This window comes from Sporosarcina sp. SG10008, from assembly GCF_044569405.1.
In the GTDB taxonomy this organism is placed as follows: domain Bacteria; phylum Bacillota; class Bacilli; order Bacillales_A; family Planococcaceae; genus Sporosarcina; species Sporosarcina psychrophila.
Map to the genome: position 1 here is coordinate 152501 of NZ_CP172607.1, position 24381 is coordinate 176881.

The following is a 24381-nucleotide window of genomic DNA, read 5'->3' on the forward strand; positions in this document are numbered from 1 at the left end:
TAAGAGGAGAGGTCAGCGCAAGCGAAGCTTCGAATTGAAGCCCCAGTAAACGGCGGCCGTAACTATAACGGTCCTAAGGTAGCGAAATTCCTTGTCGGGTAAGTTCCGACCCGCACGAAAGGCGTAACGATCTGGGCACTGTCTCAACGAGAGACTCGGTGAAATTATAATACCTGTGAAGATGCAGGTTACCCGCGACAGGACGGAAAGACCCCGTGGAGCTTTACTGTAACCTGATATTGAATTCCGGTGCAGCCTGTACAGGATAGGTAGGAGCCTTGGATTCCGGAGCGCTAGCTTCGGATGAGGCGTTGGTGGGATACTACCCTGGCTGTATTGGACTTCTAACCCATGCCCCTTATCGGGGCAGGAGACAGTGTCAGGCGGGCAGTTTGACTGGGGCGGTCGCCTCCTAAAGAGTAACGGAGGCGCCCAAAGGTTCCCTCAGAATGGTTGGACATCATTCGTAGAGTGCAAAGGCATAAGGGAGCTTGACTGCGAGACCTACAAGTCGAGCAGGGTCGAAAGACGGGCTTAGTGATCCGGTGGTTCCGCATGGAAGGGCCATCGCTCAACGGATAAAAGCTACCCCGGGGATAACAGGCTTATCTCCCCCAAGAGTCCACATCGACGGGGAGGTTTGGCACCTCGATGTCGGCTCATCGCATCCTGGGGCTGTAGTCGGTCCCAAGGGTTGGGCTGTTCGCCCATTAAAGCGGTACGCGAGCTGGGTTCAGAACGTCGTGAGACAGTTCGGTCCCTATCCGTCGCGGGCGCAGGAAATTTGAGAGGAGCTGTCCTTAGTACGAGAGGACCGGGATGGACATACCTCTGGTGTACCAGTTGTCTTGCCAAAGGCATCGCTGGGTAGCTATGTATGGACGGGATAAATGCTGAAAGCATCTAAGCATGAAGCCCCCCTCGAGATGAGATTTCCCATTACGCAAGTAAGTAAGATCCCTCAAAGAAGATGAGGTTGATAGGTCTGGGGTGGAAGCACGGCGACGTGTGGAGCTGACGGATACTAATCGATCGAGGACTTAACCAATTTTGAAAAGGGCTTGATTACCCTGATTTTGTGTAGCACAATGTCTGTTTTATTCAGTTTTGAGCGAACAAAATTAATTATTTTGTAAAAACGCTTGCAAGTAACAACAAGGTATGATATAATTAATCTTGTCTTGTGGAAAATAGTTCAGTGACGATTGCGAAGAGGTCACACCCGTTCCCATACCGAACACGGAAGTTAAGCTCTTCAGCGCCGATGGTAGTTGGGGGTTTCCCCCTGTGAGAGTAGGACGTCGCTGGTCTGTTAGTCCAAAAGAAGATACTTAATGTATGTTCTTAATATTATTCCGCAGTAGCTCAGTGGTAGAGCAATCGGCTGTTAACCGATCGGTCGTAGGTTCGAGTCCTACCTGCGGAGCCATTTAGGAGAGCTGTCCGAGTGGCCGAAGGAGCATGATTGGAAATCATGTAAGCGGCTAACGCTGTTTCAAGGGTTCAAATCCCTTGCTCTCCGCCAGATTCATATAAATGATAAATTAAGGCCCCTTGGTCAAGCGGTTAAGACACCGCCCTTTCACGGCGGTATCACGGGTTCGAATCCCGTAGGGGTCACCATAACTTTTTAGAAATTCATCATTAAGCACGTAGACTTTAATTCAGTAATTCGAGCATAGCACACTCTCGTTAAAATTGGGAGAAGGAAGGAGCGTACATTAGTACGTGACTGACTGAGCGAATGAAGCTGACAAAGAGATGCGTCGCTTATCGCAATTTTACCCAGGAGGATTAGCTCAGCTGGGAGAGCACCTGCCTTACAAGCAGGGGGTCGGCGGTTCGAGCCCGTCATCCTCCACCATTAAGTTTTTTAAGCAGATTCACCGCTTAAAGAAACTTACATATATTTAATTATATAAATACTATTGTCGCGGGGTGGAGAAGTGGTATCTCGTCGGGCTCATAACCCGAAGGTCGCAGGTTCAAATCCTGCCCCCGCAACCAAATTTTATCATGATACAGCAGATCATATAGCTGACATGTAAATGATTAGCTCTTTATCAAATGAATACATTATATTGTTGTCGCGGGGTGGAGAAGTGGTATCTCGTCGGGCTCATAACCCGAAGGTCGCAGGTTCAAATCCTGCCCCCGCAACCAAATGGTCCCGTGGTGTAGCGGTTAACATGCCTGCCTGTCACGCAGGAGATCGCCGGTTCGATCCCGGTCGGGACCGCCATTTTTATTTTTCTTATAAGGTTTAGAATAAGCTAATATCTTAATGTAAACCAAATATGTGGCTCAGTAGCTCAGTCGGTAGAGCAAAGGACTGAAAATCCTTGTGTCGGCGGTTCGATTCCGTCCTGAGCCACCATTTTAATATTTGTGCCGGAGTAGCTCAACTGGTAGAGCAACTGACTTGTAATCAGTAGGTTGAGGGTTCAAGTCCTTTCTCCGGCACCATTTACACCTATATGGTGGGGTAGCGAAGTGGCTAAACGCGGCGGACTGTAAATCCGCTCCCTACGGGTTCGGCGGTTCGAATCCGCCCCCCACCACCAGTTTTAGGGGCATAGTTTAACGGTAGAATAGAGGTCTCCAAAACCTTTGATGTGGGTTCGATTCCTACTGCCCCTGCCATTTTTTTTAGTATAATCTAATATTATGGCGATTGTGGTGAAGTGGTTAACACATCGGATTGTGGTTCCGACACTCGAGGGTTCGATTCCCTTCAGTCGCCCCATTTATCTATCCAATTAAAACAAACTTATATATCATGGCGATTGTGGTGAAGTGGTTAACACATCGGATTGTGGTTCCGACATTCGAGGGTTCGATTCCCTTCAGTCGCCCCATTTTATATTCAATTAAAACAAACTAGATATCATGGCGATTGTGGTGAAGTGGTTAACACATCGGATTGTGGTTCCGACACTCGAGGGTTCGATTCCCTTCAGTCGCCCCATTTATCTTTTTGGGGTATAGCCAAGCGGTAAGGCAACGGACTTTGACTCCGTCACTCGTTGGTTCGAATCCAGCTACCCCAGTTTCGCGGAAGTAGTTCAGTGGTAGAATACGACCTTGCCAAGGTCGGGGTCGCGGGTTCGAATCCCGTCTTCCGCTCCATCATCTACGGCGGCATAGCCAAGCGGTAAGGCATGGGTCTGCAACACCCTTACCACCGGTTCGATTCCGGTTGCCGCCTCCAATTTTCTTATGTATCGTTGTTTGTAAACTAAATAGTGTTATGCCCGAGTGGTGGAATGGCAGACACGTCGCACTCAAAATGCGATGCCGTAAGGCGTGCCGGTTCAAGTCCGGCCTCGGGTATCAGATGTAAAACACAACTTCGGTTGTGTTTTTTTGTGTTTAATTTCTACTATATAAGTTGACTTAACTGAGCGAACGTGGGCTTTGGCTACCCCTAGCACTTTAAAGAATTCAATGTAATTTAATTCTTTATTTCAATATATATTTAGATAAAAGAATAGAGAGTAGGGGAAACATTATGCCATTAATTGAACACCAGGAGTTCATTCAAGCCTCGGTAGAACGTTGCTTTGATCTTGCACGAGACGTGGATATTCATACCCGTACAACAGAGGGGACGAAAGAGAAGGCTGTCGGTGGGGTGACAACAGGTTTATTGCTGGCCGGGGATATTGTTACATGGGAGGCCGTTCATTTCGGTATAAGACAAAGACTAACTGCCAAAGTAACGGTGATGGATATACCGTATATGTTTGAAGACATAATGGTGAAAGGAGCATTCCAATCTTTTCACCATATTCATGAGTTTATTGAGAAGGATAATGGCACTCTGATGATTGACAGATTTCAATATAGATCACCCTGTGGAGTGATTGGTGTTATTGCGGATAAGTTGTTTTTGGAAAGCTATATGAGAAACTTTATTGTGAGTCGAGCAAGAGCTCTGAAGCATATTGCAGAAAATGAGTAAGAGGCATTTCATCAGGAAAAGTCGACTTGATAAACTTGGTGGCACAAGTTTTCTAGAGAGTGGAACCTGGACGTTACTAATCGATTGTGAGAAAACACAGCGCTTCAAAAATGGGTAGTAAACAAAATCGCTCCTTACCGCCGAAGCGTAAGGAGCGATTTTCATAGAGGGGATCCGATGACACTAGTTTGGGTTGTCCATTGCAATTGCCTTGGTTGGTCATTGGGGATTGGTCACAAAGTAAATGGTGACAGGTTATTGGTTTGCCTGCAATTTAAATTGGATTGATCCCTACTCTATGCCCTGGAGAGGAGTCTCACCTTTCCAAGGGCATTAAAAGTACTTCGTATCATCAAATTTCAAGACAATCGAATAGTTTTTTGCATTAATAGAATTAGATAACTTATGTGCATCCTTTTCTGCTTGCAATGATTTCACCCGATAATCCTCAGGAACGAATAAAGCAACACGGTATACGACCGTACCTTCAGAGTAGCCGTATTGAATCTCTTCTTTTTCTGCCATAGAGAGTTCTTTGTAAAAGCGGGCTTTTGCACGCAATTGTATGGCAAGTTCAATCGCTTCGACAATCGCAAGTTGTTGCCCTTGGAACTCGATTTCATTATCGATATTGGCACGATACATGAGACGGTCGAGCACTCGACTATCTAAACGGACTTCATCCAATTCTGTTTCTACGATTTTAAGGCTACGTGGTCCTTGATCAGGGGTGTTGCCTTTTTCTACATTCGTAAAGGCTACGCGTCTCATTTCATCTTCAAGCTCATGAATTCGTTTTGTTAAAACACTTTTTAATTTTACAGCTTCAGCGAGTGTTATGTTGCTCACTTGTTCATTCCCCCCATTTAGAAACATTGTCAGTCAACTATAATGGAAGTTTGTCCCTCGTGCAAAACATATGAACGAACATCTCCACCACTAAGACTAGTAAACATGTTCCCACATGCTGTTGTCAGTTCAAACGCTTCAGTAGCATCCATGGACGGGCGTAGGAAGAAGATATGTAACGCGTCTGTCGTATCTTCTGTTACAGCGCTACGTATAGAATCGACATATGGACTACCGAATGGGCTATAATCATCTTTTAACAGTAGAATGTTTTGTAATGAATTAAAACGACCATTCAATCCATCATATCCATCCTCTTCTGTCCCTGAAGTAACGACTATATCGCCGACAATTTTTTCGAGGTCATAGATGCCTACTGGAATTTCGTGCTGCAAGGAAAAGAAGTTATTCAAGTCGACAGCATTGTGGAATGGATCGATGTAGTTTTGCTTCTTAATCCGGCGCATAAGTGCTTCTGTAGAATGACGGTATCGATTAGGGTCTGCGCCAAGTGCTTTCCACACAGTACGCCATTCTTTAATGCCAGGGAATTCGGGGACGGACTTGTTCTCCAGCTCAAAGAAAAGTTGCTCTTGGAATAATTGCAATTTTCCTTTTAGCATTTGAGGCGATTCTGACACTGTAATTTTGGTATAATGGTTAATGCCCAATTTTAATCCGGGTACGGCACCTAAAAGCTTCATATCCATTTCAATAATCAATGACTTCACCCTTTATATAGTTTAATTCAATAGTAGCATAGTGGAGGCGATACAGTGTGAATGCTGTTCAGTTGCAACAGTCAGTGAGGGACTATGCGGAGTCAATCGGCATCGACAAAATTGGTTTTACAACAGCTGCACCATTTCGTGAGTTGAAAAACCGCTTGAAGCGGCAGCAAGAACTAGGCTATCAGTCGGGTTTTGAAGAAAAGGATTTAGATAAACGGACAGAACCTGCTCTTTTGCTTGATCAAGCAGAAAGCATTATTGCAATTGCTGTAGCTTATCCATCCAAAATGGCAGATTCTCCGAGAGGAAAAAAAGGCGAGCGCCGGGGTATTTTTTGCCGTGCATCATGGGGAACAGATTATCATACGGTCCTTCGTGAGAAGCTGAGACTGCTTGAGGAATTTATACTAGAACATGCACCTAAAGCAAAGGTTCGCTCGATGGTAGATACGGGTGAGCTTGCAGACCGCGCTGTTGCAGAACGGGCGGGGATTGGCTGGTCGGCAAAAAACTGTTCAATAATTACGCCGGAATTCGGTTCGTATGTGTACCTGGGTGAAATGATTACCAATATCCCTTTTGCGCCGGACGTTCCAATGGAAGATGAATGTGGGGATTGCACACTTTGTCTTGACGTATGTCCAACTGGTGCATTGATTCAGGGTGGTCAATTAAATGCGCAGCGTTGCATTGCTTTCCTTACACAGTCGAAAAAGCCAATCCCGGAAGAATTTCGTGCGGAGTTTGGTAATCGGATATACGGGTGTGATACATGTCAAACGGTATGTCCGAAAAATAAAGGAAAGCATAATTTGCATCAGCAAGCATTCCAACCGGACCCTGAACTGGCGAAGCCACTTCTTCAGCCTGTGCTCAGGTTGTCGAATCGAGAATTTAAAGAGAAATTTGGACATGTATCAGGATCTTGGCGCGGAAAAAATCCGATTCAGCGAAATGCAATTATTGCACTCGCACATTTTAAGGAGGAGTCTGCGGTACCTGAATTGATCAGTATGTTAGAGAACGATCCAAGGCCCGTCATTCGTGGTACGATTGCATGGGCACTTGGTCGAATTGGTTTGGAAGAAGGATATGTAGCGATTAAGGAAGCATTATCGAAAGAGGAAGATCCGGAAGTGCGTGTTGAATTAGAAAAGGCAGCGGATACTTATATACTGAAGAAATGAATGCCTATATAAACTAAACGAAGGCTCCTTACAAGAGGCAGCAGAAGTAAATTCAATGGGGTTCTATATTTCAACAAATCTATAGTAAGAAAAAGTTTAATTGGAGGAATCACTGAGATGGCCATACACGTAGCGTTATTTGAACCACAAATCCCTGCAAACACAGGGAATATTGCAAGGACATGCGCAGGAACAGGAGCGAAACTTCATCTTGTGAAACCGCTTGGATTTTCGACGGATGACAAAATGTTGAAACGTGCGGGGCTCGATTACTGGGAGCACGTCGACATTACATATCATGAAGGAATTCGTGAGCTATTCGCGGCGAATCCCGATGCTGTTTTTTACTTTTTGACAAAACACGGTGAAAGGACTCATACTGCATTCGATTATTCTGATGGTGCAACAGATATATTTTTCGTCTTCGGTAAAGAGACGAGCGGACTTCCTGAAGAAATTTTAGAGGAGAATAAAGAACGGTGTCTACGAATCCCGATGAACGACAACATTCGGTCGCTTAATTTATCGAACACGGCGGCGATACTTATATATGAAGCACTTAGGCAACAATCTTATCCAGGATTGGTATAAAAAAACGGGGCAGCCTGAAGGCATGTCCCGTTTTACTTATTGTTATTTTTTTAGGCCAGGTATCTTAACCTTGCCCGGTTTATCATCGTATCCGCCTGTGAAAATTGCAGATAGGAATGCAAAGCAAACACCTATAATTAGAATTACTGTCATGATAGGTACCTCCTGTAAATTCATTAGTAGCTTCGTTAAGTATACCCTATTTTAAATGGAATTGAAACGACCGTCAGGAAAAATTGTGACAGAGCCAAGAAAAATGAAACTTTTTGTCGGCTTGTCCGTATATAACATAACGACTTAAATAATATGGAGGTAGAATATAGTATGAAAAATTACTCGACAGGAATGAAATGGATCACGGCAATTGCAGAAGGTTTTCTTGCAATTCCGATCATTGGAGGAGTTTTTGTTATAAGCTCCGGATATTCAGTGCTGGGTGTCATGTTCGTTTTACATGCAATTACGTTACTGCTTTCAATTCGGGACATGCAGGGTAAGGCAGCACCCATCCTAGGTCTCGTAACGAGCATAGTGAGTGCTATTCCGTTCATTGGCTGGTTCATGCACCTACTAACTGCAGGAGCGCTCGTAATGTCGGCTATCACTTCTAGACGCTAAATCAATATGTAAAAAATACCCTTCCGAATACTAACGGAAGGGTATTTTTTAATGTGGTAAATAGAGCAGCTGATAGGTGAACAGTACCGCGAAAATATATAACAGGATAGGAACTTGTTTTCCTTTCCCTTTCACAACTTTCAATAGCGGGTATGTGATGAAACCAAGAGCGATTCCTGTCGCAATGCTCGAAGTGAGTGGCATTGTTAGAATAACGAGGAAGGCTGGGAATGCTTCATCGAATGAATCCCAATCAATATCTTTCACTGCACCAATCATCAAGCTTCCGACGATAATCAAAGCAGGAGCTGTGATTGCAGATACACCAGACAATGTACTGACGAGTGGACCGAAAAATGCCGCGACAAGGAAGAGGATAGAGACAGTCAGTGATGTCAATCCTGTCCGGCCACCTACTGCAACACCAGATGAAGATTCGATGTACGCCGTTGTTGGACTCGTACCGAACATCGATCCGAATGTTGTTGCAACAGAATCTGCAAGTAATGCATGACGTGCACGTGGCAGCTTATTGCCTTTCATAAGGCCAGCCTGTTTTGCAACACCAATCATCGTGCCGGTGGTATCGAACAAGGTAACGATGAGAAAGGCAAAAACCACCCCATACAAACCATGTGAAATGACGTCACCGAATGCAGTAATCGGATTCCAAACAAGAATCCCTTCCGGTAATTGAGGCATTTTCCATAAGGCACCTTCAAATTTGAGCTGACCCGTAAAGACTGCGACAATTCCAGTTAGAACCATTCCAATGAAAATCGAACCATAGATATTCAAAGTCATAAGAATAACCGTCACGAGAAGGCCGAACAAAGCGAGTAGAACGGGCGGAGACGTAAGGTCGCCAAGCTTAACAAGGTTCGCCTCATGTGGAGCGACGAGTCCAGAAAGACGCAAGCCGATAAAGGCGATGAATAACCCTATCCCAGCTGTAATCCCGAGCTTCAGACTCTCAGGAATTGATTCAATTAATTTTTCACGGAATGAAGTCAAGGACAACAGAACAAATATTAATCCAGCTATGAATACTGCAGAAAAAGCAGTCATGTAGTCGAGTTGACCATCAGATGCGAGAACAACCGATGTAAAATAAGCATTCAATCCCATTCCTGGTGCAATTGCAATTGGATAATTGGCGAAAAGTGCCATCCAAAGTGTACCGATAACCGCAGCGATAATTGTCGCAATGAATACTTGCTCGAATGGTACGCCGGCGTCAGCGAGAATAATCGGATTGACGATGACAATATAGGCCATTGTCAAAAAAGTTGTCATACCTGCCAATACTTCCGTTTTCACAGTGGTATTATGTTTTTTTAAATGAAACAATGTAAATCTCCTTTCAGAATACGAACGAAATGAAGTACATTTACAATAATATTCGTTTTTACGTTAAAATTCAACTCTGAAATGCAATCAGGTAATTCGTAATATTCGAATGCCGCTTGTACAATTAAAGAATAAGTTTCGAAAGGGGAAATTCAAATGACAAAACGATTCAACGGAACACTTGAGCTAGCAAATGGTGTGAAAATGCCACAATTAGGACTTGGCGTCTATAAGATGACGGATCCGGGTCAGACTGTCGAAGCAATTACATACGCAATAGAAACAGGATATCGCGCAATTGACACAGCGGCAATCTATGAGAATGAAAGGGAAACGGGGGAAGCGGTCCGTCACTCTGGTGTTCCAAGGGAAGAGCTGTTCATCACATCGAAGGTATGGAATACTGATCAGGGCTATGACGGGACACTCCGCGCATTCGAGACTTCATTGAAGAAACTAGGCTTAGATTATTTGGATCTATATTTGACACATTGGCCTGTGTCAGAAAAATATGTCGACACTTATAAAGCGATTGAACGGTTGTATGACGAAAAACTGATCCGTACAACAGGTGTCTCCAATCATCATGCCCATCATCTTGAAAAAATCCTTGTAAAAGCAAATGTTGCGCCAATGGTGAACCAGATTGAACTCCATCCGTATCTAACACAGGAACCGCTCCGTGCGTTTTGCGAAGAGAATGGAATTGCTGTGACGTCTTGGTCACCGCTTGCACGTGGGAAGCTACTTGCAGAACCAACGCTTCTTACTATCGGCGAACAGTACGGTAAAACACCTGCGCAAGTTATTATCAGATGGCATTTGCAAAATAATCTCATCGTTATTCCAAAGTCGGTGACACCTGAACGTATAAGTGAAAATAATGAAGTTGCCGATTTTGAACTGTCATCTGAAGAAATGGCATCGATTAACGCACTTAATCGCGATGAGCGGACGGGAACCAATCCGGATTCATACTAATTTCATTAGCGTGCCTGATATGTGTCATAAGTCTTAATGCTATTCATAGTATTGCAACTTTTAGCACAAATACTACATTCAAAATGAGGTATTTTATGGTATGATGAAAAAAAGGGTGTAGGAGGAATTGATTACCATGTTCAGAAGCAAGAAAAAGGGTATCGAGGATGATCGTCTTCAACTAGAAATTGACCGTTTGAAGTTGGCGTATTCGGATAAAGAACAACAGGATCAAGGACGTTTAACTGACTTAAAAAGCGAGCTGAATGCTGCTGTTAATCAGCATGAAAAAGTAAACGCGCAACATAACGTATTAGGTGAAGCAGTTAGTCAGATTGAGACAAGGTTTGAAAACGTAGGTGAACTAAGCGAAAGAACTTCGGAAAAGTCACAGGACTTGTTTGAAAAAGGTCGTTCACTTGAAGAACAATCTCATAGCATGGTTAAAGAAGCATCAGAAGGAACGAAAGAGGTAAAGGCGACAGCCGATGTAATCAAAGATTTGGGAATCCAAATTCAAGCTTCCGAACAGAACATGACGAACTTAAGCGCTAGATCAGTTGAGATACAGTCAATTGTCGGCGTCATTGAAGATATTGCAGCGCAGACAAATTTGCTTGCATTGAATGCGTCAATCGAGGCGGCACGGGCTGGAGAATCCGGAAAAGGGTTCGCGGTCGTTGCCCAAGAAGTAAGGAAACTTGCAGAAAGCACGTCGGATAGTACGGCAAACATCCAAACATTAACTTCTTCACTTCGCAATGAAATCGAGCAAGCGCTTGCCGCTACAAGGAAAAGTGCTGAGCTCGTTGAAAAAGGAGTCGAAGTAAGTTTGGCAACTGCATTAAAAATTGAAAGCATCCTAAGCACGATTGAGGTAAGCCAAGGTGACATTGGTGCTATTCAAGAAATGATTGAAGAACAGAAAAAACTGTCCGAAGAAGTGAAACATGAACTTCACGGTGCGAAAAGTTTATTCTCACAAGCACATAATCTAATTGTGGAACATATTGAAGATGCAAAAGAAGTTGATGAGCGTCTTGAGAATGGAATCCGTCAACTAGCGTTTTAATTTGATTCAGTAGGAGCGAACTTAGGAGTACCTAGACTAAAAATGCCGCGTTCTGAGGATGTCACAAACTAAGTGCAATTTATTAAAAAAATGCCATGGAGAAATACTCTCCATGGCATTTTTTAGATATTTTTCATTTCAATAAGCGTCTGTTCTTCTGTAAATGGATGGATGAACGATAACGCAGTTGCAGTTAACCGATAATGACCGTCTTCCGTTTCACTGCCGTCATATAGTGTATCGCCTGTAACTGGGTATCCAATATGTGATAAATGTACGCGGATTTGGTGTGTCCGACCGGTTTCAAGATCAGCCTCTACAATGGAAGTCTCTTCTTTACGTTCAATAAGTCGGAAGTTTGTAACAGCGGCTTGTCCAGACATTGAAACAATTCGTTTGGCTGGATGATGGCGGTCTTTTCCAATCGGAAGTCTAATGGAACCTTTAGGTCGTTTCAAGTAACCGTCAACTTCTGCAGTGTATTTCCGTGAGATGTCATTATTCTCAATCATACGGTCGAAGAGTGCCTTCGCAATTGGATGCTTCGCAACGAGAACAACACCGGAAGTTCCTTTATCAAGACGATGGATATGCTCGGCATAATCCCCGCCATTGTTTTTAACATATGCCATGACAGCATTCATCAGTGTACCTTTGTCCCTTGGACCATCGGGATGTGTTGTCATACCAGCAGGTTTAACAGCTGCCAGGATATGCTCGTCTTCAAAAAGTACGGTAAGTTCAACTTGTTCATCAGCAATATACGTGGAAGCTGCATCAGGGAAAGTAAACACCAATTCTGTACCTTTCGCGAGAGGTAAGCGCCAGTCGTCTACGGGTTCGCCGTTCGAATCTAGTACACTCTTGGCCATACGCATAAGGTGGACCGTCTTTTTACCGCCTTGCCATTTATCTTTGAGCAAGTATTCAACCGTCATATTGTCTTCTTGTGTTTTATAATGAAATAAAGCCATTTAAATCATTCCTTCCAGTCGTGGGCCTACAGGATGTAGGTCATGAAGCGTGAGGGATTGTACTTCATCCCTCCTAGTTGCCGCAGGACGCAGCGAACTTAGACTTCGTTCCATATTATTTGCCTTCGAATTCATTGAAAAATGCACGGATATTTTCCTCGGGTTGTGCACCGAGCATACGTCCGACTTCTTTACCATCTTTGTAGTGGACGAGGGCCGGCCAACGTTCAATTTTATAGTCTGTATCCATTCCGGCTTTATCACCAAATTCCATCATGTTATATTGCAGTACGTTGACATCCATCTCTTTTGCAATTGGCATCAAAACAGGTGTCATTTCCATGCAAAATTGACATTCAGGGTGGAAATAATAGGCCGTTACTGATTCACCGGCCTCGATTTTTTTGAACAGAGTATCTGGCAAGACGATGTTGCTGTAGTTTTCATTGCCGATCAAATCGATTGTTGGTTTTTCAAGATTATCCGTTCCATATGGATTGTCTTTCATTTTTGCTTGGTCCGCTTTGTTCGATAATACGACAATGAGGATGAAGACCGCGACAATAGCACCGCCAATGATTAATAATTTTTTCAAGTTACTTCGACTCCTTCTGCCATTTCATCATGAAAAGGCTTGTAATAAAGATGATTAAAAATGCCAAAAGCGCCAAGAATGGAATGGTGATGAATCCGAGATAGTTGATGTATTGTCCTGTACAAGACACGTTTCCACAAGTAGGTGCACTATTGCTCAAAAAAGTCAGCTTTTGAATTCCATAATGATAGAGGGAGATACTTCCACCAACAATCGAGAAAACAGCTAGAGTCAAGGCAATTCGTGCGTTTTTTTGGAACAGGGCGACACCTGAAATGAGTACGATTGGATACATCAGAATCCGCTGGTACCAACAGAGCGTACAGGGCTCATATCCGCGTACTTCCGAAAAGTATAACGAACCGAGCGTTGCGACAAATGAAACTGTCCAAATAATAATGAGACTGTTTTCTAGTCGTTTTTGCATACAATCATCTCCTGCTTGGTAAACTACATACACATTTGATTATAGGGTGTCGTATTAAACAAGTAAAACATTATTAACTGTAGGGGCAACTGCGGTATAATGGAGAGATACAGGTTGGGAAGAGGTGTTTCGGATGAGTGAAGAATTTGATTTGTCTGAGTTTGAAATAAGTATGGTTATTCGTCAGATGAAATTTGAGGATATAACGAGGCTTTTAAGTATGCAGGAATTATGTTTCCCTGGTATGGAACCGTGGGAAGAGGGGCATCTAAAGAGTCATTTAGAAAATTTTCCGGAAGGACAGATGGTTGCTGAATTGGATGGGGAAATCATCGGTTCATGCTCCAGTCTAATCATCAATTTCGATGAGTATGACGACCGCCATACATGGGATGATGTCACTGATGAAGGTTACATAACAAACCATAATCCCGACGGTTATAATATGTACGGCATCGAAGTTATGGTGCATCCTGGCTACCGCCGTATGAAGGTCGGACAGCGTTTGTATGAAGCACGTAAAGAACTTGCGAGAGAGCTCAATTTGAAGTCGATTATCCTAGGTGGTCGGATCCCGAACTACCATAAATTTGCCGAAGAAATGTCGCCGCGTGAATATGTAGATTCTGTGTCGCGCCATAAAATCTATGATCCTGTACTGACGTTCCAACTGATGAATGACTTTACGTTGATGAGGGTTAATCCAAACTATCTACCGGACGATAAAGCATCGAAGAAATATGCAACACTTATGGAATGGAATAACGTTGATTATAAACCGCTGACGAAGCGTCATTTCAAGACAAGTTATCCAGTACGTATTTGCGTTGTCCAATACTTGATGCGCAAGATTTCATCATTCGACGACATGGCTCATCAGTGTGAATACTTCGTTGACGTCGCGTCTGATGCCAACTCCGATTTCGTCGTCTTCCCGGAAATATTCACGACTCAGCTTATGTCATTTATGGATGAAATATCGCCGAGCCAAGCAGTACGTAAAATGACTGAATATACGCCGCAATATATTGAGATGTTCATGAATCTTGCAGTCCGTTATAACGTGAATATCATTGGTGGATCTCACTTTGTCGAGGAAGAGGATGAAGAAATCTACAATATTTCGTATTTGTTCCGTCGTGATGGGTCAATCGAAAAACAATATAAGATTCACATTACGCCAAATGAACGAAAATGGTGGGGAATTAGTGCAGGAGATGCGGTTCGCGTCTTCGATACAGACTGCGGGAAAATCGCCATCCAAATTTGTTATGATATCGAATTCCCCGAATTGGCACGTATTGCAACAGATATGGGTGCCAATATTATCTTCACACCATTTTGTACAGAAGATAGACAAGGGTATCTGCGCGTCCGTTATTGTGCCCAAGCCCGAGCGATTGAAAATCAGATTTACACTGTTATTTCTGGCACGGTCGGAAACTTGCCACAGACGGCAAATATGGATATCCAATATGCACAATCAGCTATATTCGCTCCATCCGATTTCGAGTTTGCTCGGGATGGCATCGTAGGAGAAACGAATGCAAATTTAGAAATGGTACTTATTGGAGACGTCGACCTCGAGATATTACGTCGCCAGCGTCAGGACGGTACCGTGAAGCAACTAAAAGATCGTCGTCATGATGTGTACCATATCGAGTATAAGAAGGATTGAAAGCAAAAATGCCACGCATACCGGTAAACCCGGTGTACGTGGCTGTTTTTTTGTAACGCAAAAAGTAGTTTCCGACTTACTAGGAATTCCATGGCGGTGATAAACTCGTTTAAGACGGTGATAAACAGGTCCATGGCGGTGATAAACCTCCCGATGACGGTGATAAAGCAAATCAACGCGGTGATAACAATCAATATACATATCAAAAAAAGGGCTGTTCTTGTTAGTCGATAATTTATCGACTAACAGATCAGCCCTTCTCATATAGTGACTCTTTACTTATTTCTTCTTCGAAGGATGATTGCGCATACTTTTTGTTATCTTTTTCCACTTATTCCGTTCTTCGGATCGAGCGGCGTCATCCATTTTTCGTTCAAGGAATGCCAACTCTTTTTGGAGTTTCAGATAGCTCGCATAGCGGACTTCAGGTAAAGCACCTGTAGCAAGTGCTTCCTGTACTGCACATCCGGGTTCATTGTTATGCTGACAGTCATTGAACTTGCATGAATTGGTGAATGCTTCCACGTCTTTAAAACCTGAATCCAGGCTCTCGCTGTTGTCCCACAGCTGAAACTCTCTCATCCCTGGCGTATCAATCAATACACCGCCGCCAGGAATCTTAACGAGTTCACGATGGGTCGTCGTATGCCGGCCCTTATCGTCATCATCACGGATATCCTGAACGAACATCGTTTCACCGCCGTAAATGGCGTTTGTAAGAGAGGATTTCCCTACACCTGAAGAACCTAATAAGGCCGCTGTTTTTCCACCATCTAACAGTGCGGTCAATTCGTCAATTCCTTCACCGGTTACATTGCTCACGGCGAAAACATCAGCGCCCATAGCTATATTCCGTGCTTCTTCAATGTAGTAGGAAGGGTCATCACATACGTCTTTCTTTGTCAATACGACGACGGGACTTGCGCCTGAATCATAGGCGGCAACCAGATAACGCTCGAGTCGTCTAGCATTAAAGTCTTTATTCATCGACATGACCAAGAAAACGATATCGATATTTACTGCGATAATTTGTTCGGAAATCATTGTGCCAGCGGATTTTCTAGAGAACAGAGATGTTCTCGGTAATATGTCATGGATAATACCACGTTCTTCACCAGGCATTTTTTCCACTGCGACCCAATCACCGACAGCTGGAAAGTCTCGTCGCTCATCGGCTTCGTACTGCATCGCACCCGAACAGACAGATAGCCATTCACCTTCAGCTGTGACAACCCGATACATTCTTTTATGCTCGAGTGTGACACGCCCAGGCGTACATTTTTTCATTTTTAATCCGTCTTTTATATCATCCCAGTTCGTTTCATGGGATAAATTCCAACCGTACTCGTTTAAATTAATCAATTTATATTCCTCCTGTTATGTGCGTACTAGAAAAGCGCAAGGCGCCTGTAGCTAGACAATAAAAAAGCCGTGGGTCCTTTGATCGGACACCACGGCTTTCACGCGCATAACAGAATAAGCATGCTTATTATAAAAGCACGGCAGGTGAAAGTATGGGTCCGATCAAATTAGCAATAGGTACAATGATAATAGCCATAAAACTTCACCTGCTTTCTGTAAGTTGAATTAATAATAACAAGACGCAAGAAGAAAGTCAATACAGACTTTTCAGGTCATTTGAAATATAGCTGAGAAGGTGGGAGCGTATCGTATCGGACAAAAAAGCGTCCTCCATAGGGAAGACGCTTTTAGTTAGGATTCCATTGACAATTCTGAAGTGCTGTCAGTGGAGTCCTGTTCATATTTGATGACTTCTAGGTAGAGAATATGATGACCATCCACATCTTTCACCATGAATTCAAACCCTTGTTCAATAATTTTTTCACCTTGGATTGCTTCGAAGCGTTGGGTCATGATCCAGCCGCCGATTGTATCGATGTCCTCTTCGTTAATGGAAATACCGAGAATGTCATTTACATTTTCGATGCGCATCTTCGCGTCTAAAATGTAATGGTTTTCCCCGAGAATTTGAATTTCTGGTACTTCATTCATATCGAATTCGTCTTGAATATCACCGACGATTTCTTCTAAAATATCTTCGATAGTTACAAGGCCTGAAGTTCCACCATATTCATCCATTAGAATCGCCATATGAATGCGTTCTCGTTGGATTTTGAGTAGAAGGTCGGCGATTGGTATCGATTCGATGACATGTATAATCGGTTGCATATAATTAACAATTGGTTGATGGCCAGCTGTGTCTGGTTCCTTAATGAATGCTGTCAATAGGTTTTTCATGTTGACCAGACCAATAATATGGTCTTTATCGCCATCCGTGACAGGGTAGCGTGTATATTGTTCAACACCCATCACATCGAATACTTCACGTAATGTCATATCTTTTTCGATTGATATCATTTCTGTCCGAGGGGCCATGATTTCATTGGCAATCCGGTCATCAAATTCGAAAATCTTATTGACATACTTATATTCGGCTTGGTTAATCTCGCCGCTTTTTAAACTATCTGATAAAATCATTCGAAGTTCTTCTTCTGTATGAGCGACTTCTGATTCAGAAATCGATTTATAGCCAAGCAGTCCAACGAAGAAACGTGCAGAACCATTCATACCTTTAATAACAGGGTACATGAGGCGATAAAATAAAATAAGCGGTTTTGCAAATAACAATGTAATGGCTTCCGCTTTTTGAATCGCGATCGTTTTAGGAGCCAATTCACCTATAACAACATGCAAAAATGTTACCGATGTGAATGCGATAATGAATGAAAGAATACTGGAAGTACTAGCTGTTAAATCGAAATAAGAGAAAATCGGTTTTAACATTAGTTTTACAGTTGGTTCCCCGAGCATCCCGAGTCCGAGAGCAGTTATCGTAATCCCCAATTGGCAAGCGGACAAATATTCGTCCAGATTACTAATTACCTTTCTCGCAATTACGGCACGCTGGTTACCCTCCGCAACCAGTTGGTCAATCCGTGTTGATCTAATCTTCACAATTGCAAATTCACTCGCAACAAAAAATGCGGTGAGAGCGATCAAGACAGCAAATGCTGTCAATCGTATGGCAATATCCAAATAATTACTTTGTTCCGAACCCAAATGAGGGGGAGAACAAAGTGTACACCTCCTATAGTGGTAAAATCCTTAGTTAACTCTATGATAATTTATTTTCAAGAAAAAAACAAATAGATACTCTTGTCTTACGTATATTTGCTGGTAAGGCGGTATAGCAGGACTTCTGAAAAAGGATAAGAAAAAGTTCATAGAAGTTGTTCAAGCCTCAATGAAATTCGGGGTGTGGATTGTAGAACGCTTGACGCTTTGGGGATGCCTGCGCTAGGGTGTTCATTATCGAGGAAAATATGATTTTGAGATGTATATGCCGAGATTATACTGTGATTACTAGTTGATACTATATAAATTGAAATAAAGAATTCCATTGAACCGCTGCGACGCTCGGGGATGCCTCCCGCCCTAAGCCAAGCAGCTTCGCCGCCAGTCTTATGGCTTCGGCTACCCCTGTTAAGGCGCCTTCGCTCAGTATATATACCAGATTCAACATATATAATTATCTGGGATGAAATGCGCTTTCTCAAATAGACCATCCAGCGAAGGCGCGACTTCGTGGTAGCCGGAGCGATAAGACTGAAAGTGGTCTTCTTTCTGGCTTATCGCGGGAGGCATCCACAAAGCGTCGAAGCGGTATTGGTAGGAGTTCTATTTCACTCCAATTATTGGGACCTTCTCAGTGGCCTACCAAAAGCTCTTGTAAAGCGCATACGCTGTATTCATTTGTTTAACATATATAGTAGCTGTTATTCATTACGTATTTCTCTGTTGGTGTCATATTCAATTTAACTCATTCATATATTTATCCAATATTAACGAACAGTAAGATTCTCACTGACTTGAGGATTACATCATAGAAAATGGTTGAAGTAATTCTGTTTTCGAAAAGTATTGACAACTCTGAAATGGAAATGATAACCTACAAGTAGTTAGTTACTCGAAATAGAAAGGGAGGTACGGAAAATGAAAAAAGTATACGTGTTCCAAAACAACAACAATAAAATGAAACCGTACCTATCCGTGTTTTAGTTTTTAACACTAAATAAACCCGGACCGGCGCGCTTTGCCGTTCCTTTTATGAGCACACGCTTATCTTAAGAAGCGTGTGCTCTTTTTTTGTTTTAATCTAAAGAGAAATTGGTGTTTCCACGCATTGCGTGTTGCATAAAGTTGGACTAACTAATAGGAAAAGGAGTGTTGACGATGTTAATCATCAAACAACAAAGGAAAATATTGAAAAAGGAATCTCTCGAAAGCGGATAGCTGTAAGAGAATAGGGAAGAAGGTTGATTGAATTATGTTTTCAGTGCTATTTAAATTAAAATGGTTTTTTAAAGAAAATCGTAAGAGGTACACAGTTGCGCTTATTCTGCTGATGGTGACGAATATTCTTGTTGTTATTCCACCTTGGCTAATCGGGCAGGCAATTGACTCGATCTATACACAGACGTTGACAGCAAGATTACTTGTTATATTTATTGGTTCTATGTTTTTAATTATGCTTTTCAATTATGCAAGTAACTATGTTTGGCAATACCAATTATTTGGCGGGGCTTATGTAATCGAACGGCAATTACGGGGAAAGCTTATGCATCATTTTCTGAAAATGACCCCCACGTTTTATGAGAAAAATAAAACAGGCGATCTGATGGCCCGTTCTACAAATGACTTACGGGCAATATCTGAGACGGCAGGTTTCGGCATCATGACGCTTGTCGATTCGACGCTCTATTTACTGACGCTAGTCTTGACGATGGGCTTTCTCGTTTCGTGGAAATTGACGCTTGTGGCGATTTTACCGCTTCCGATTTTGGCGTTTATCATGCAGGTTTTAGGAAAGAAAATTCACGAAAGATATATGACGGCACAGCAGGCGTTCGGTGATTTGAATGATAACGTCTTGGAAGCAGTCGCGGGTGTAAGGGTTGTTCGTGCATACGTCCAGGAACGTGCATCTGAAAAAGGGTTTTCTGATATGACGGAAGATGTCTATCAGAAAAACATGCACGTCGAGAAGATTGACGCGCTGTTCATGCCAATTTCGAAAGTACTGACAGGTCTGACGTATATGATTGGGCTCGGTTACGGGGCCTACCTTGTATCCATTGGTGATATGACGCTAGGGAATCTCGTTACCTTTAATGTCTATCTTGGGATGATTGTTTGGCCGATGTTTGCAATCGGTGAATTGATTAACGTTTTACAACGCGGAAATGCGTCACTCGACCGGGTGACAGAGACGCTTGATTATGAGGAAGATGTGAAGGATCCTAAACATCCCGTGAATGTTGAACAACCTAATAGTGTAGGTTTCCAGGATGTTACTTTCACTTATCCGACGTCGCATTCGGTCAACTTGGATGCTATTAAGCTCCATTTGAAACGTGGCGATACGCTTGGGATAGTTGGAAAAACCGGTAGTGGAAAGACGACATTCGTCAAACAGCTACTGCGTGAATATCCATCCGGAGAAGGGGAAATCGTCTTCTCGGGAGTACCAATGCAGTCAATGACAAAAGATCAGGTAAGGGATTGGATTGGTTACGTCCCGCAAGATCACGTTCTGTTTTCACGGTCAGTCAGGGATAATATCTTATTCGGACGACCCGATGCAACCGAAGCGGACATTGCGGAAACGATTCGTCTGTCCTATTTTGAAAAAGATCTTGAAATGCTTCCTGAAGGACTTGAAACACTTGTCGGAGAGAAGGGTGTTGCATTATCCGGAGGGCAGAAACAGCGAATATCCATTGCACGAGCACTGGTGAAAAATCCGGAGATTCTTATTTTAGATGACTCGCTTTCTGCGGTCGATGCGAAAACGGAAGCGAAAATCATAGAGAATATTCAAACGGAACGTTCTGGAAAAACGACAATCATTACAACACACCGACTGTCTGCTATTCAGCATGCAGACTGGATTATCGTACTTGACGATGGGCGTGTTATTGAAGAGGGAACACATGAGGGCTTACTTGGAATGAACGGCTGGTACAAAGAACAATTCGACCGCCAACAGATTGGGGAGGTTGAATAATATGGGTACTGGTAGACGCTTACTCCATTACGCACTTGACTATAAAAAATTGTTACTGACAGGTATTATTCTTCTCGCGTTCGCAGTCGCTGCGGATCTAATGGGCCCAATGATTGCCAAGAAAATCATTGATGACCACATTGCAGGGGCCACTGGCGGGGGCATGGATTTCGCTCCGATTGCCAAGCTGCTGGCCATCTTTTTCGGGCTCGCTGTGGTCACTGCGATACTTAGGTATTTCCAGTATTTATTGATGCAACAGGCGGCAAACCGTATCATACAGAAAATGCGTAATGATCTTTACGAACATATTCAGACATTACCAATCCGCTATTTTGATAATTTGCCCGCTGGGAAAGTTGTTGCAAGAATTACAAATGACACGGAAGCGATCCGTAACTTATATGTGACGGTCGTTTCACAGTTCGCAATTAGCGGAATGTACATTACAGGAATCTTCATTGCAATGTTCATTTTGGATCCTAAAATGGGTGCTATCACGTTATTTGTCTTACCAATACTTTATATTTGGATGAAGGCATACAGAAAATTCGCTTCGAAGGTTAACCATATCATCCGCGGAAAAGTGAGTGACATGAATGCGATGATTAATGAATCAATCAATGGCATGACAATCATTCAAGCATTTCGTCGTGAAAAGCAGATGGAAGAGGAATTCCGTGACTTGAATGATGAACACTTCCGCTATCAGAACAAACTGCTAAAAGTGGAGGCGGCGACTTCACATAACCTTGTCGACGTAATCCGGTCATTGACCTTTGTGTTCTTTATCTGGTATTTTGGCGGTGCTTCGATCTCCACAGAAAGTTTCATTTCAGTTGGGATGCTCTATGCTTTCGTAGACTATATTACACGGTTGTTCAACCCGGTGACGGGCATTGTAAACCAGTTCGCACGTCTCGAGCATTCACTTGTGGCGGCAGAGCGTGTCTTCAAATTATTGGACCGTGAAGGGGAGCCGGTAAGCGACGACAAAATCGCCCGTTACCAGGGAAATGTCCGCTTTGAGAATGTCTGGTTCGCTTATAAGGATGAAGAATATGTCTTAAAGGATCTTTCATTCGGAGCAAAGCAGGGAGAAACGGTCGCACTTGTCGGCCATACTGGATCGGGAAAAAGTTCAATCATGAATTTACTGTTCCGCTTCTATGACGCTTCGAAAGGGAAGATTACGATTGACGGACTAAACATCAGTGACATGCCACGTCAGACGATTCGTGATCATATGGGTATTGTTCTGCAAGACCCTTACTTGTTTAGTGGGACAGTCGAGTCGAACATTAGCTTAGGTGACTCACGCATTACTCGCGAAAAAGTGCAACATTCGCTAGATGCAGTCGGTGGGGAACTGGTATTGAAACATTTGCCAGGCGGAATTGACGAGCCAGTTGTGGAAAAAGGGAGTACGCTCTCTTCTGGACAGCGCCAGCTTATTTCATTCGCACGGGCGCTTGCGTTCGATCCTGCCATTCTTATTCTGGATGAAGCGACGTCCAACATCGACACGGAAACAGAGGAAATCATCCAACATGCGATGGACGTACTGAAAAAAGGGCGTACAACGTTTATCATTGCCCATAGACTCTCTACTATTAAGAACGCGGATCGTATTTTAGTATTAGATCGCGGGGAGATTGTTGAACAAGGCTCACATGATGAGTTGCTTATGCTTGGTGGGCAATATGCTCAAATGTATAAATTGCAGGCGGGAACTTCTGGTACTCCGAAAGTTGAATGACAAGGATATGACGAAGGGGACTTCCGTGTAAGTGGGAAGTTCCTTTTTTCTTTGTGATTAAGCTCCAAGTGACTGCTTTATTGTTGCCCGTACTACCCGGTGTGTGGTCCAGCTGTTGCCACAATTTGAAGGGTACAAATGGTGTCAATAACTGGCACGATGCATTTGAGTTGTTGAAAAACTATTCTGAAAGACGTATCTTTAGAGTAACGAAGTATCTCGTATGGAAAGTTGGAGTAGCATGGGGAAATGGTTTGCGGATTGGAAGTTGAAAATATCTTCATTCAATAAAAACGTCAGGCTGTTCATGCTAGCGAACGTGCTCATCCAGATCGGGATGGGTGTATTCATGGTCATGTACAATCTCTATATAAAAGAGTTAGGAATGCCTGAAACTATCAACGGAAAAGTCATTTCTATGACGGCGTTGGCTTCGGCAATTATGCTCGTTCCAGCCGGATTTCTAAGTGATAAATTCGGTCGGAAATGGATGATTGTCGGCGGTGCAATTTTCGGAGGAATGACATTGTTTTACCGAAGTGTCGCTGTTGCTGAAACGCCAATTATTTACGCAGCATTTCTGACGGGGTTATTCATGGCATTCGTGCAAGTTTCGGGTGTGCCATTCCTCGCCGAAAATTCTAAACCCGCCGAACGGGTCCATATGTTCAGTATCCACTTCGCTCTCATGACGGTTGCGAATGTTATCGGCAGTTTGCTTGGGGGCGTTATCGCTGACGTACTAGAAGTCCTCTTGGCTCTCGATGCAGCTGATGCGATTCGTTGGGCGCTTCTAACGGGGGCAACCATTTTTATCATTGGTTTACTTCCCTTATTTAAACTTCAAAACAAGCCGCCTGAACCGGTGCAAGTGAAGAAAACGTCCGTTGAACCTGTGGAAGAAGAGGTTGAGAAAGTCGACAGCAGCTTCAGGCGGAATATCATTCTGATTTTCCATTTCTCATTTGCGAGTTTGCTGATTGGTTTTGGTTCAGGTCTTGTTGTGCCGTACTTGAATTTATATTTCTCAAACCGATTTGATGCCTCAAATGCATACATTGGTCTTATTTTATCACTTGGATCTGCGATGACGGCGGTAGCTATGCTTATTGGTCCGGCATTAGTGAAAAAGGTTGGGAAAGTGAAAGCACTTATCCTATTCCAAATGCTGTCTATTCCATTTTTACTATTAACGGCCTATACGACATCCCTGTTGTTAGCATCACTCGGATTCCTTATGCGCCAGGCACTCATGAATGCGGGGAATCCGATTCAAAGTGCTATTGCAATGGAAATTGTTGCGGATAAATACAAAGGGCTTGCTAACTCAGTGAACCAAACTGTATTTAATATTGGATGGGCAGCGATGGGGCCAGTAGCAGCGGGGCTTGTTATTGCAAGTGGTTCGTATTGGGGCTATGCCTATGCATTCACAATCACAGCAGGACTCTATGTTGTTTCCTCGACGTACTATTACTTCATTTTTGGCAGAAGAAATTTGTCGTAGGAATAGTGTG

At 43.2% G+C, this 24381-nt stretch carries 18 protein-coding genes, 18 tRNA genes and 2 rRNA genes (1 of these 38 running past the window's edge); 30 read left to right on the top strand and 8 right to left on the bottom strand.

Features of this window, described 5'->3' with window-relative positions:
- From ACGLYD_RS00695 to ACGLYD_RS00795, 21 genes are all read left to right on the top strand, one after another.
- A 23S ribosomal RNA gene (locus tag ACGLYD_RS00695) occupies positions 1-1048 on the top strand (it extends 1884 nt beyond the left edge of the window).
- 146 nt (positions 1049-1194) lie between these two features.
- A 5S ribosomal RNA gene (gene rrf, locus ACGLYD_RS00700) occupies positions 1195-1310 on the top strand.
- Between the two features lie 44 nt (positions 1311-1354).
- Positions 1355-1429, top strand: a tRNA-Asn gene (locus tag ACGLYD_RS00705).
- 4 nt (positions 1430-1433) lie between these two features.
- A tRNA-Ser gene (locus ACGLYD_RS00710) sits at positions 1434-1525 on the top strand.
- 23 nt (positions 1526-1548) lie between these two features.
- Positions 1549-1623: transfer RNA gene (locus ACGLYD_RS00715), tRNA-Glu, on the top strand.
- Positions 1624-1788: 165 nt separating this feature from the next.
- Positions 1789-1864, top strand: a tRNA-Val gene (locus tag ACGLYD_RS00720).
- A gap of 68 nt (positions 1865-1932) precedes the next feature.
- Positions 1933-2007, top strand: a tRNA-Met gene (locus tag ACGLYD_RS00725).
- 81 nt (positions 2008-2088) lie between these two features.
- Positions 2089-2163 (top strand) — tRNA-Met (locus ACGLYD_RS00730).
- 3 nt (positions 2164-2166) lie between these two features.
- Positions 2167-2242 (top strand) — tRNA-Asp (locus ACGLYD_RS00735).
- A 59-nt stretch (positions 2243-2301) separates the two neighbouring features.
- Positions 2302-2377: transfer RNA gene (locus ACGLYD_RS00740), tRNA-Phe, on the top strand.
- A gap of 13 nt (positions 2378-2390) precedes the next feature.
- Positions 2391-2466 (top strand) — tRNA-Thr (locus ACGLYD_RS00745).
- A 13-nt stretch (positions 2467-2479) separates the two neighbouring features.
- Positions 2480-2564: transfer RNA gene (locus tag ACGLYD_RS00750), tRNA-Tyr, on the top strand.
- Between the two features lie 5 nt (positions 2565-2569).
- Positions 2570-2643: transfer RNA gene (locus ACGLYD_RS00755), tRNA-Trp, on the top strand.
- Positions 2644-2670: 27 nt separating this feature from the next.
- Positions 2671-2746: transfer RNA gene (locus ACGLYD_RS00760), tRNA-His, on the top strand.
- Positions 2747-2782: 36 nt separating this feature from the next.
- Positions 2783-2858, top strand: a tRNA-His gene (locus ACGLYD_RS00765).
- A 34-nt stretch (positions 2859-2892) separates the two neighbouring features.
- Positions 2893-2968: transfer RNA gene (locus ACGLYD_RS00770), tRNA-His, on the top strand.
- A 10-nt stretch (positions 2969-2978) separates the two neighbouring features.
- A tRNA-Gln gene (locus ACGLYD_RS00775) sits at positions 2979-3050 on the top strand.
- A 4-nt stretch (positions 3051-3054) separates the two neighbouring features.
- Positions 3055-3129 (top strand) — tRNA-Gly (locus tag ACGLYD_RS00780).
- An 8-nt stretch (positions 3130-3137) separates the two neighbouring features.
- Positions 3138-3211: transfer RNA gene (locus ACGLYD_RS00785), tRNA-Cys, on the top strand.
- Positions 3212-3252: 41 nt separating this feature from the next.
- Positions 3253-3333 (top strand) — tRNA-Leu (locus ACGLYD_RS00790).
- Between the two features lie 178 nt (positions 3334-3511).
- Entirely contained in the window at positions 3512-3964 is a 453-nt protein-coding gene (locus ACGLYD_RS00795) for an SRPBCC family protein (RefSeq protein WP_187046656.1), read from the top strand.
- 333 nt (positions 3965-4297) lie between these two features.
- Here the strand turns inward: ACGLYD_RS00795 and ACGLYD_RS00800 are convergent, their stop codons facing one another.
- Together ACGLYD_RS00800 and ACGLYD_RS00805 are read right to left on the bottom strand one after the other, a co-directional pair.
- Complete coding sequence (locus ACGLYD_RS00800) at positions 4298-4813, bottom strand: hypothetical protein (RefSeq protein ID WP_338653568.1); 516 nt, start codon at positions 4811-4813, stop codon at positions 4298-4300.
- A gap of 29 nt (positions 4814-4842) precedes the next feature.
- Positions 4843-5535: a B3/4 domain-containing protein gene (locus ACGLYD_RS00805; RefSeq protein ID WP_067205854.1), complete on the bottom strand. Its 693-nt coding sequence runs from the start codon at positions 5533-5535 to the stop codon at positions 4843-4845.
- A gap of 56 nt (positions 5536-5591) precedes the next feature.
- Here ACGLYD_RS00805 and queG point away from each other — a divergent pair, with 56 nt between their 5' ends.
- The 3 genes from queG (at position 5592) to ACGLYD_RS00820 (ending at position 7940) form a co-directional block, all read left to right on the top strand.
- A complete protein-coding gene (queG, locus tag ACGLYD_RS00810) occupies positions 5592-6731 on the top strand; it encodes a tRNA epoxyqueuosine(34) reductase QueG (protein WP_399630792.1) in 1140 nt (379 codons plus the stop codon).
- Between the two features lie 117 nt (positions 6732-6848).
- A complete protein-coding gene (trmL, locus tag ACGLYD_RS00815) occupies positions 6849-7322 on the top strand; it encodes a tRNA (uridine(34)/cytosine(34)/5-carboxymethylaminomethyluridine(34)-2'-O)-methyltransferase TrmL (RefSeq protein WP_067205859.1) in 474 nt (157 codons plus the stop codon).
- A 324-nt stretch (positions 7323-7646) separates the two neighbouring features.
- Positions 7647-7940 (top strand): hypothetical protein, encoded by a 294-nt coding sequence (locus ACGLYD_RS00820; protein ID WP_067205862.1) that lies wholly within the window; start codon positions 7647-7649, stop codon positions 7938-7940.
- 48 nt (positions 7941-7988) lie between these two features.
- Here ACGLYD_RS00820 and ACGLYD_RS00825 read toward each other — a convergent pair whose 3' ends face one another.
- Positions 7989-9290 carry an NCS2 family permease gene (locus tag ACGLYD_RS00825; RefSeq protein WP_067205864.1) on the bottom strand — a complete coding sequence of 434 codons (1302 nt, stop codon included), beginning with the start codon at positions 9288-9290 and terminating at the stop codon, positions 7989-7991.
- 156 nt (positions 9291-9446) lie between these two features.
- Here ACGLYD_RS00825 and ACGLYD_RS00830 point away from each other — a divergent pair, with 156 nt between their 5' ends.
- The gene (locus ACGLYD_RS00830) at positions 9447-10271 is read left to right on the top strand and encodes an aldo/keto reductase (RefSeq protein WP_067205867.1); all 825 of its coding nucleotides are present in this window, start codon (positions 9447-9449) and stop codon (positions 10269-10271) included.
- A 136-nt stretch (positions 10272-10407) separates the two neighbouring features.
- Positions 10408-11343, top strand: coding sequence for a methyl-accepting chemotaxis protein (locus ACGLYD_RS00835; RefSeq protein WP_067205870.1), 936 nt, complete (start codon positions 10408-10410; stop codon positions 11341-11343).
- A 122-nt stretch (positions 11344-11465) separates the two neighbouring features.
- On the opposite strand, the gene ACGLYD_RS00840 is transcribed toward ACGLYD_RS00835, so the two are convergent.
- The 3 genes from ACGLYD_RS00840 to ACGLYD_RS00850 form a co-directional block, all read right to left on the bottom strand.
- Positions 11466-12317, bottom strand: coding sequence for an RluA family pseudouridine synthase (locus ACGLYD_RS00840; protein WP_067205872.1), 852 nt, complete (start codon positions 12315-12317; stop codon positions 11466-11468).
- 115 nt (positions 12318-12432) lie between these two features.
- Positions 12433-12912 (bottom strand): co-chaperone YbbN, encoded by a 480-nt coding sequence (locus ACGLYD_RS00845; protein WP_067205874.1) that lies wholly within the window; start codon positions 12910-12912, stop codon positions 12433-12435.
- 1 nt (position 12913) lies between these two features.
- Positions 12914-13339 (bottom strand): disulfide oxidoreductase, encoded by a 426-nt coding sequence (locus ACGLYD_RS00850; protein ID WP_067205876.1) that lies wholly within the window; start codon positions 13337-13339, stop codon positions 12914-12916.
- A 133-nt stretch (positions 13340-13472) separates the two neighbouring features.
- Between ACGLYD_RS00850 and ACGLYD_RS00855 the strand changes: the two genes are divergently transcribed.
- Positions 13473-15017: a bifunctional GNAT family N-acetyltransferase/carbon-nitrogen hydrolase family protein gene (locus ACGLYD_RS00855; RefSeq protein ID WP_067205879.1), complete on the top strand. Its 1545-nt coding sequence runs from the start codon at positions 13473-13475 to the stop codon at positions 15015-15017.
- Positions 15018-15296: 279 nt separating this feature from the next.
- Here ACGLYD_RS00855 and rsgA read toward each other — a convergent pair whose 3' ends face one another.
- Both rsgA and ACGLYD_RS00865 read right to left on the bottom strand, forming a co-directional pair.
- Entirely contained in the window at positions 15297-16376 is a 1080-nt protein-coding gene (gene rsgA / locus ACGLYD_RS00860) for a ribosome small subunit-dependent GTPase A (protein WP_399633069.1), read from the bottom strand.
- 354 nt (positions 16377-16730) lie between these two features.
- A complete protein-coding gene (locus ACGLYD_RS00865) occupies positions 16731-18056 on the bottom strand; it encodes a hemolysin family protein (RefSeq protein ID WP_067213830.1) in 1326 nt (441 codons plus the stop codon).
- Positions 18057-19365: 1309 nt separating this feature from the next.
- Here ACGLYD_RS00865 and ACGLYD_RS00870 point away from each other — a divergent pair.
- The 3 genes from ACGLYD_RS00870 to ACGLYD_RS00880 all read left to right on the top strand — a co-directional run bounded on the left by ACGLYD_RS00870 (position 19366) and on the right by ACGLYD_RS00880 (position 24371).
- On the top strand, positions 19366-21105 hold the full coding sequence (locus ACGLYD_RS00870) for an ABC transporter ATP-binding protein (protein WP_399630798.1): 1740 nt from the start codon (positions 19366-19368) through the stop codon (positions 21103-21105).
- Position 21106: 1 nt separating this feature from the next.
- Positions 21107-22864, top strand: a complete 1758-nt coding sequence (locus ACGLYD_RS00875; protein ID WP_067205885.1) for an ABC transporter ATP-binding protein — start codon at positions 21107-21109, stop codon at positions 22862-22864.
- A gap of 223 nt (positions 22865-23087) precedes the next feature.
- A complete protein-coding gene (locus tag ACGLYD_RS00880; protein ID WP_399630802.1) occupies positions 23088-24371 on the top strand; it encodes an MFS transporter in 1284 nt (427 codons plus the stop codon).
- Positions 24372-24381 lie beyond the last annotated feature (10 nt).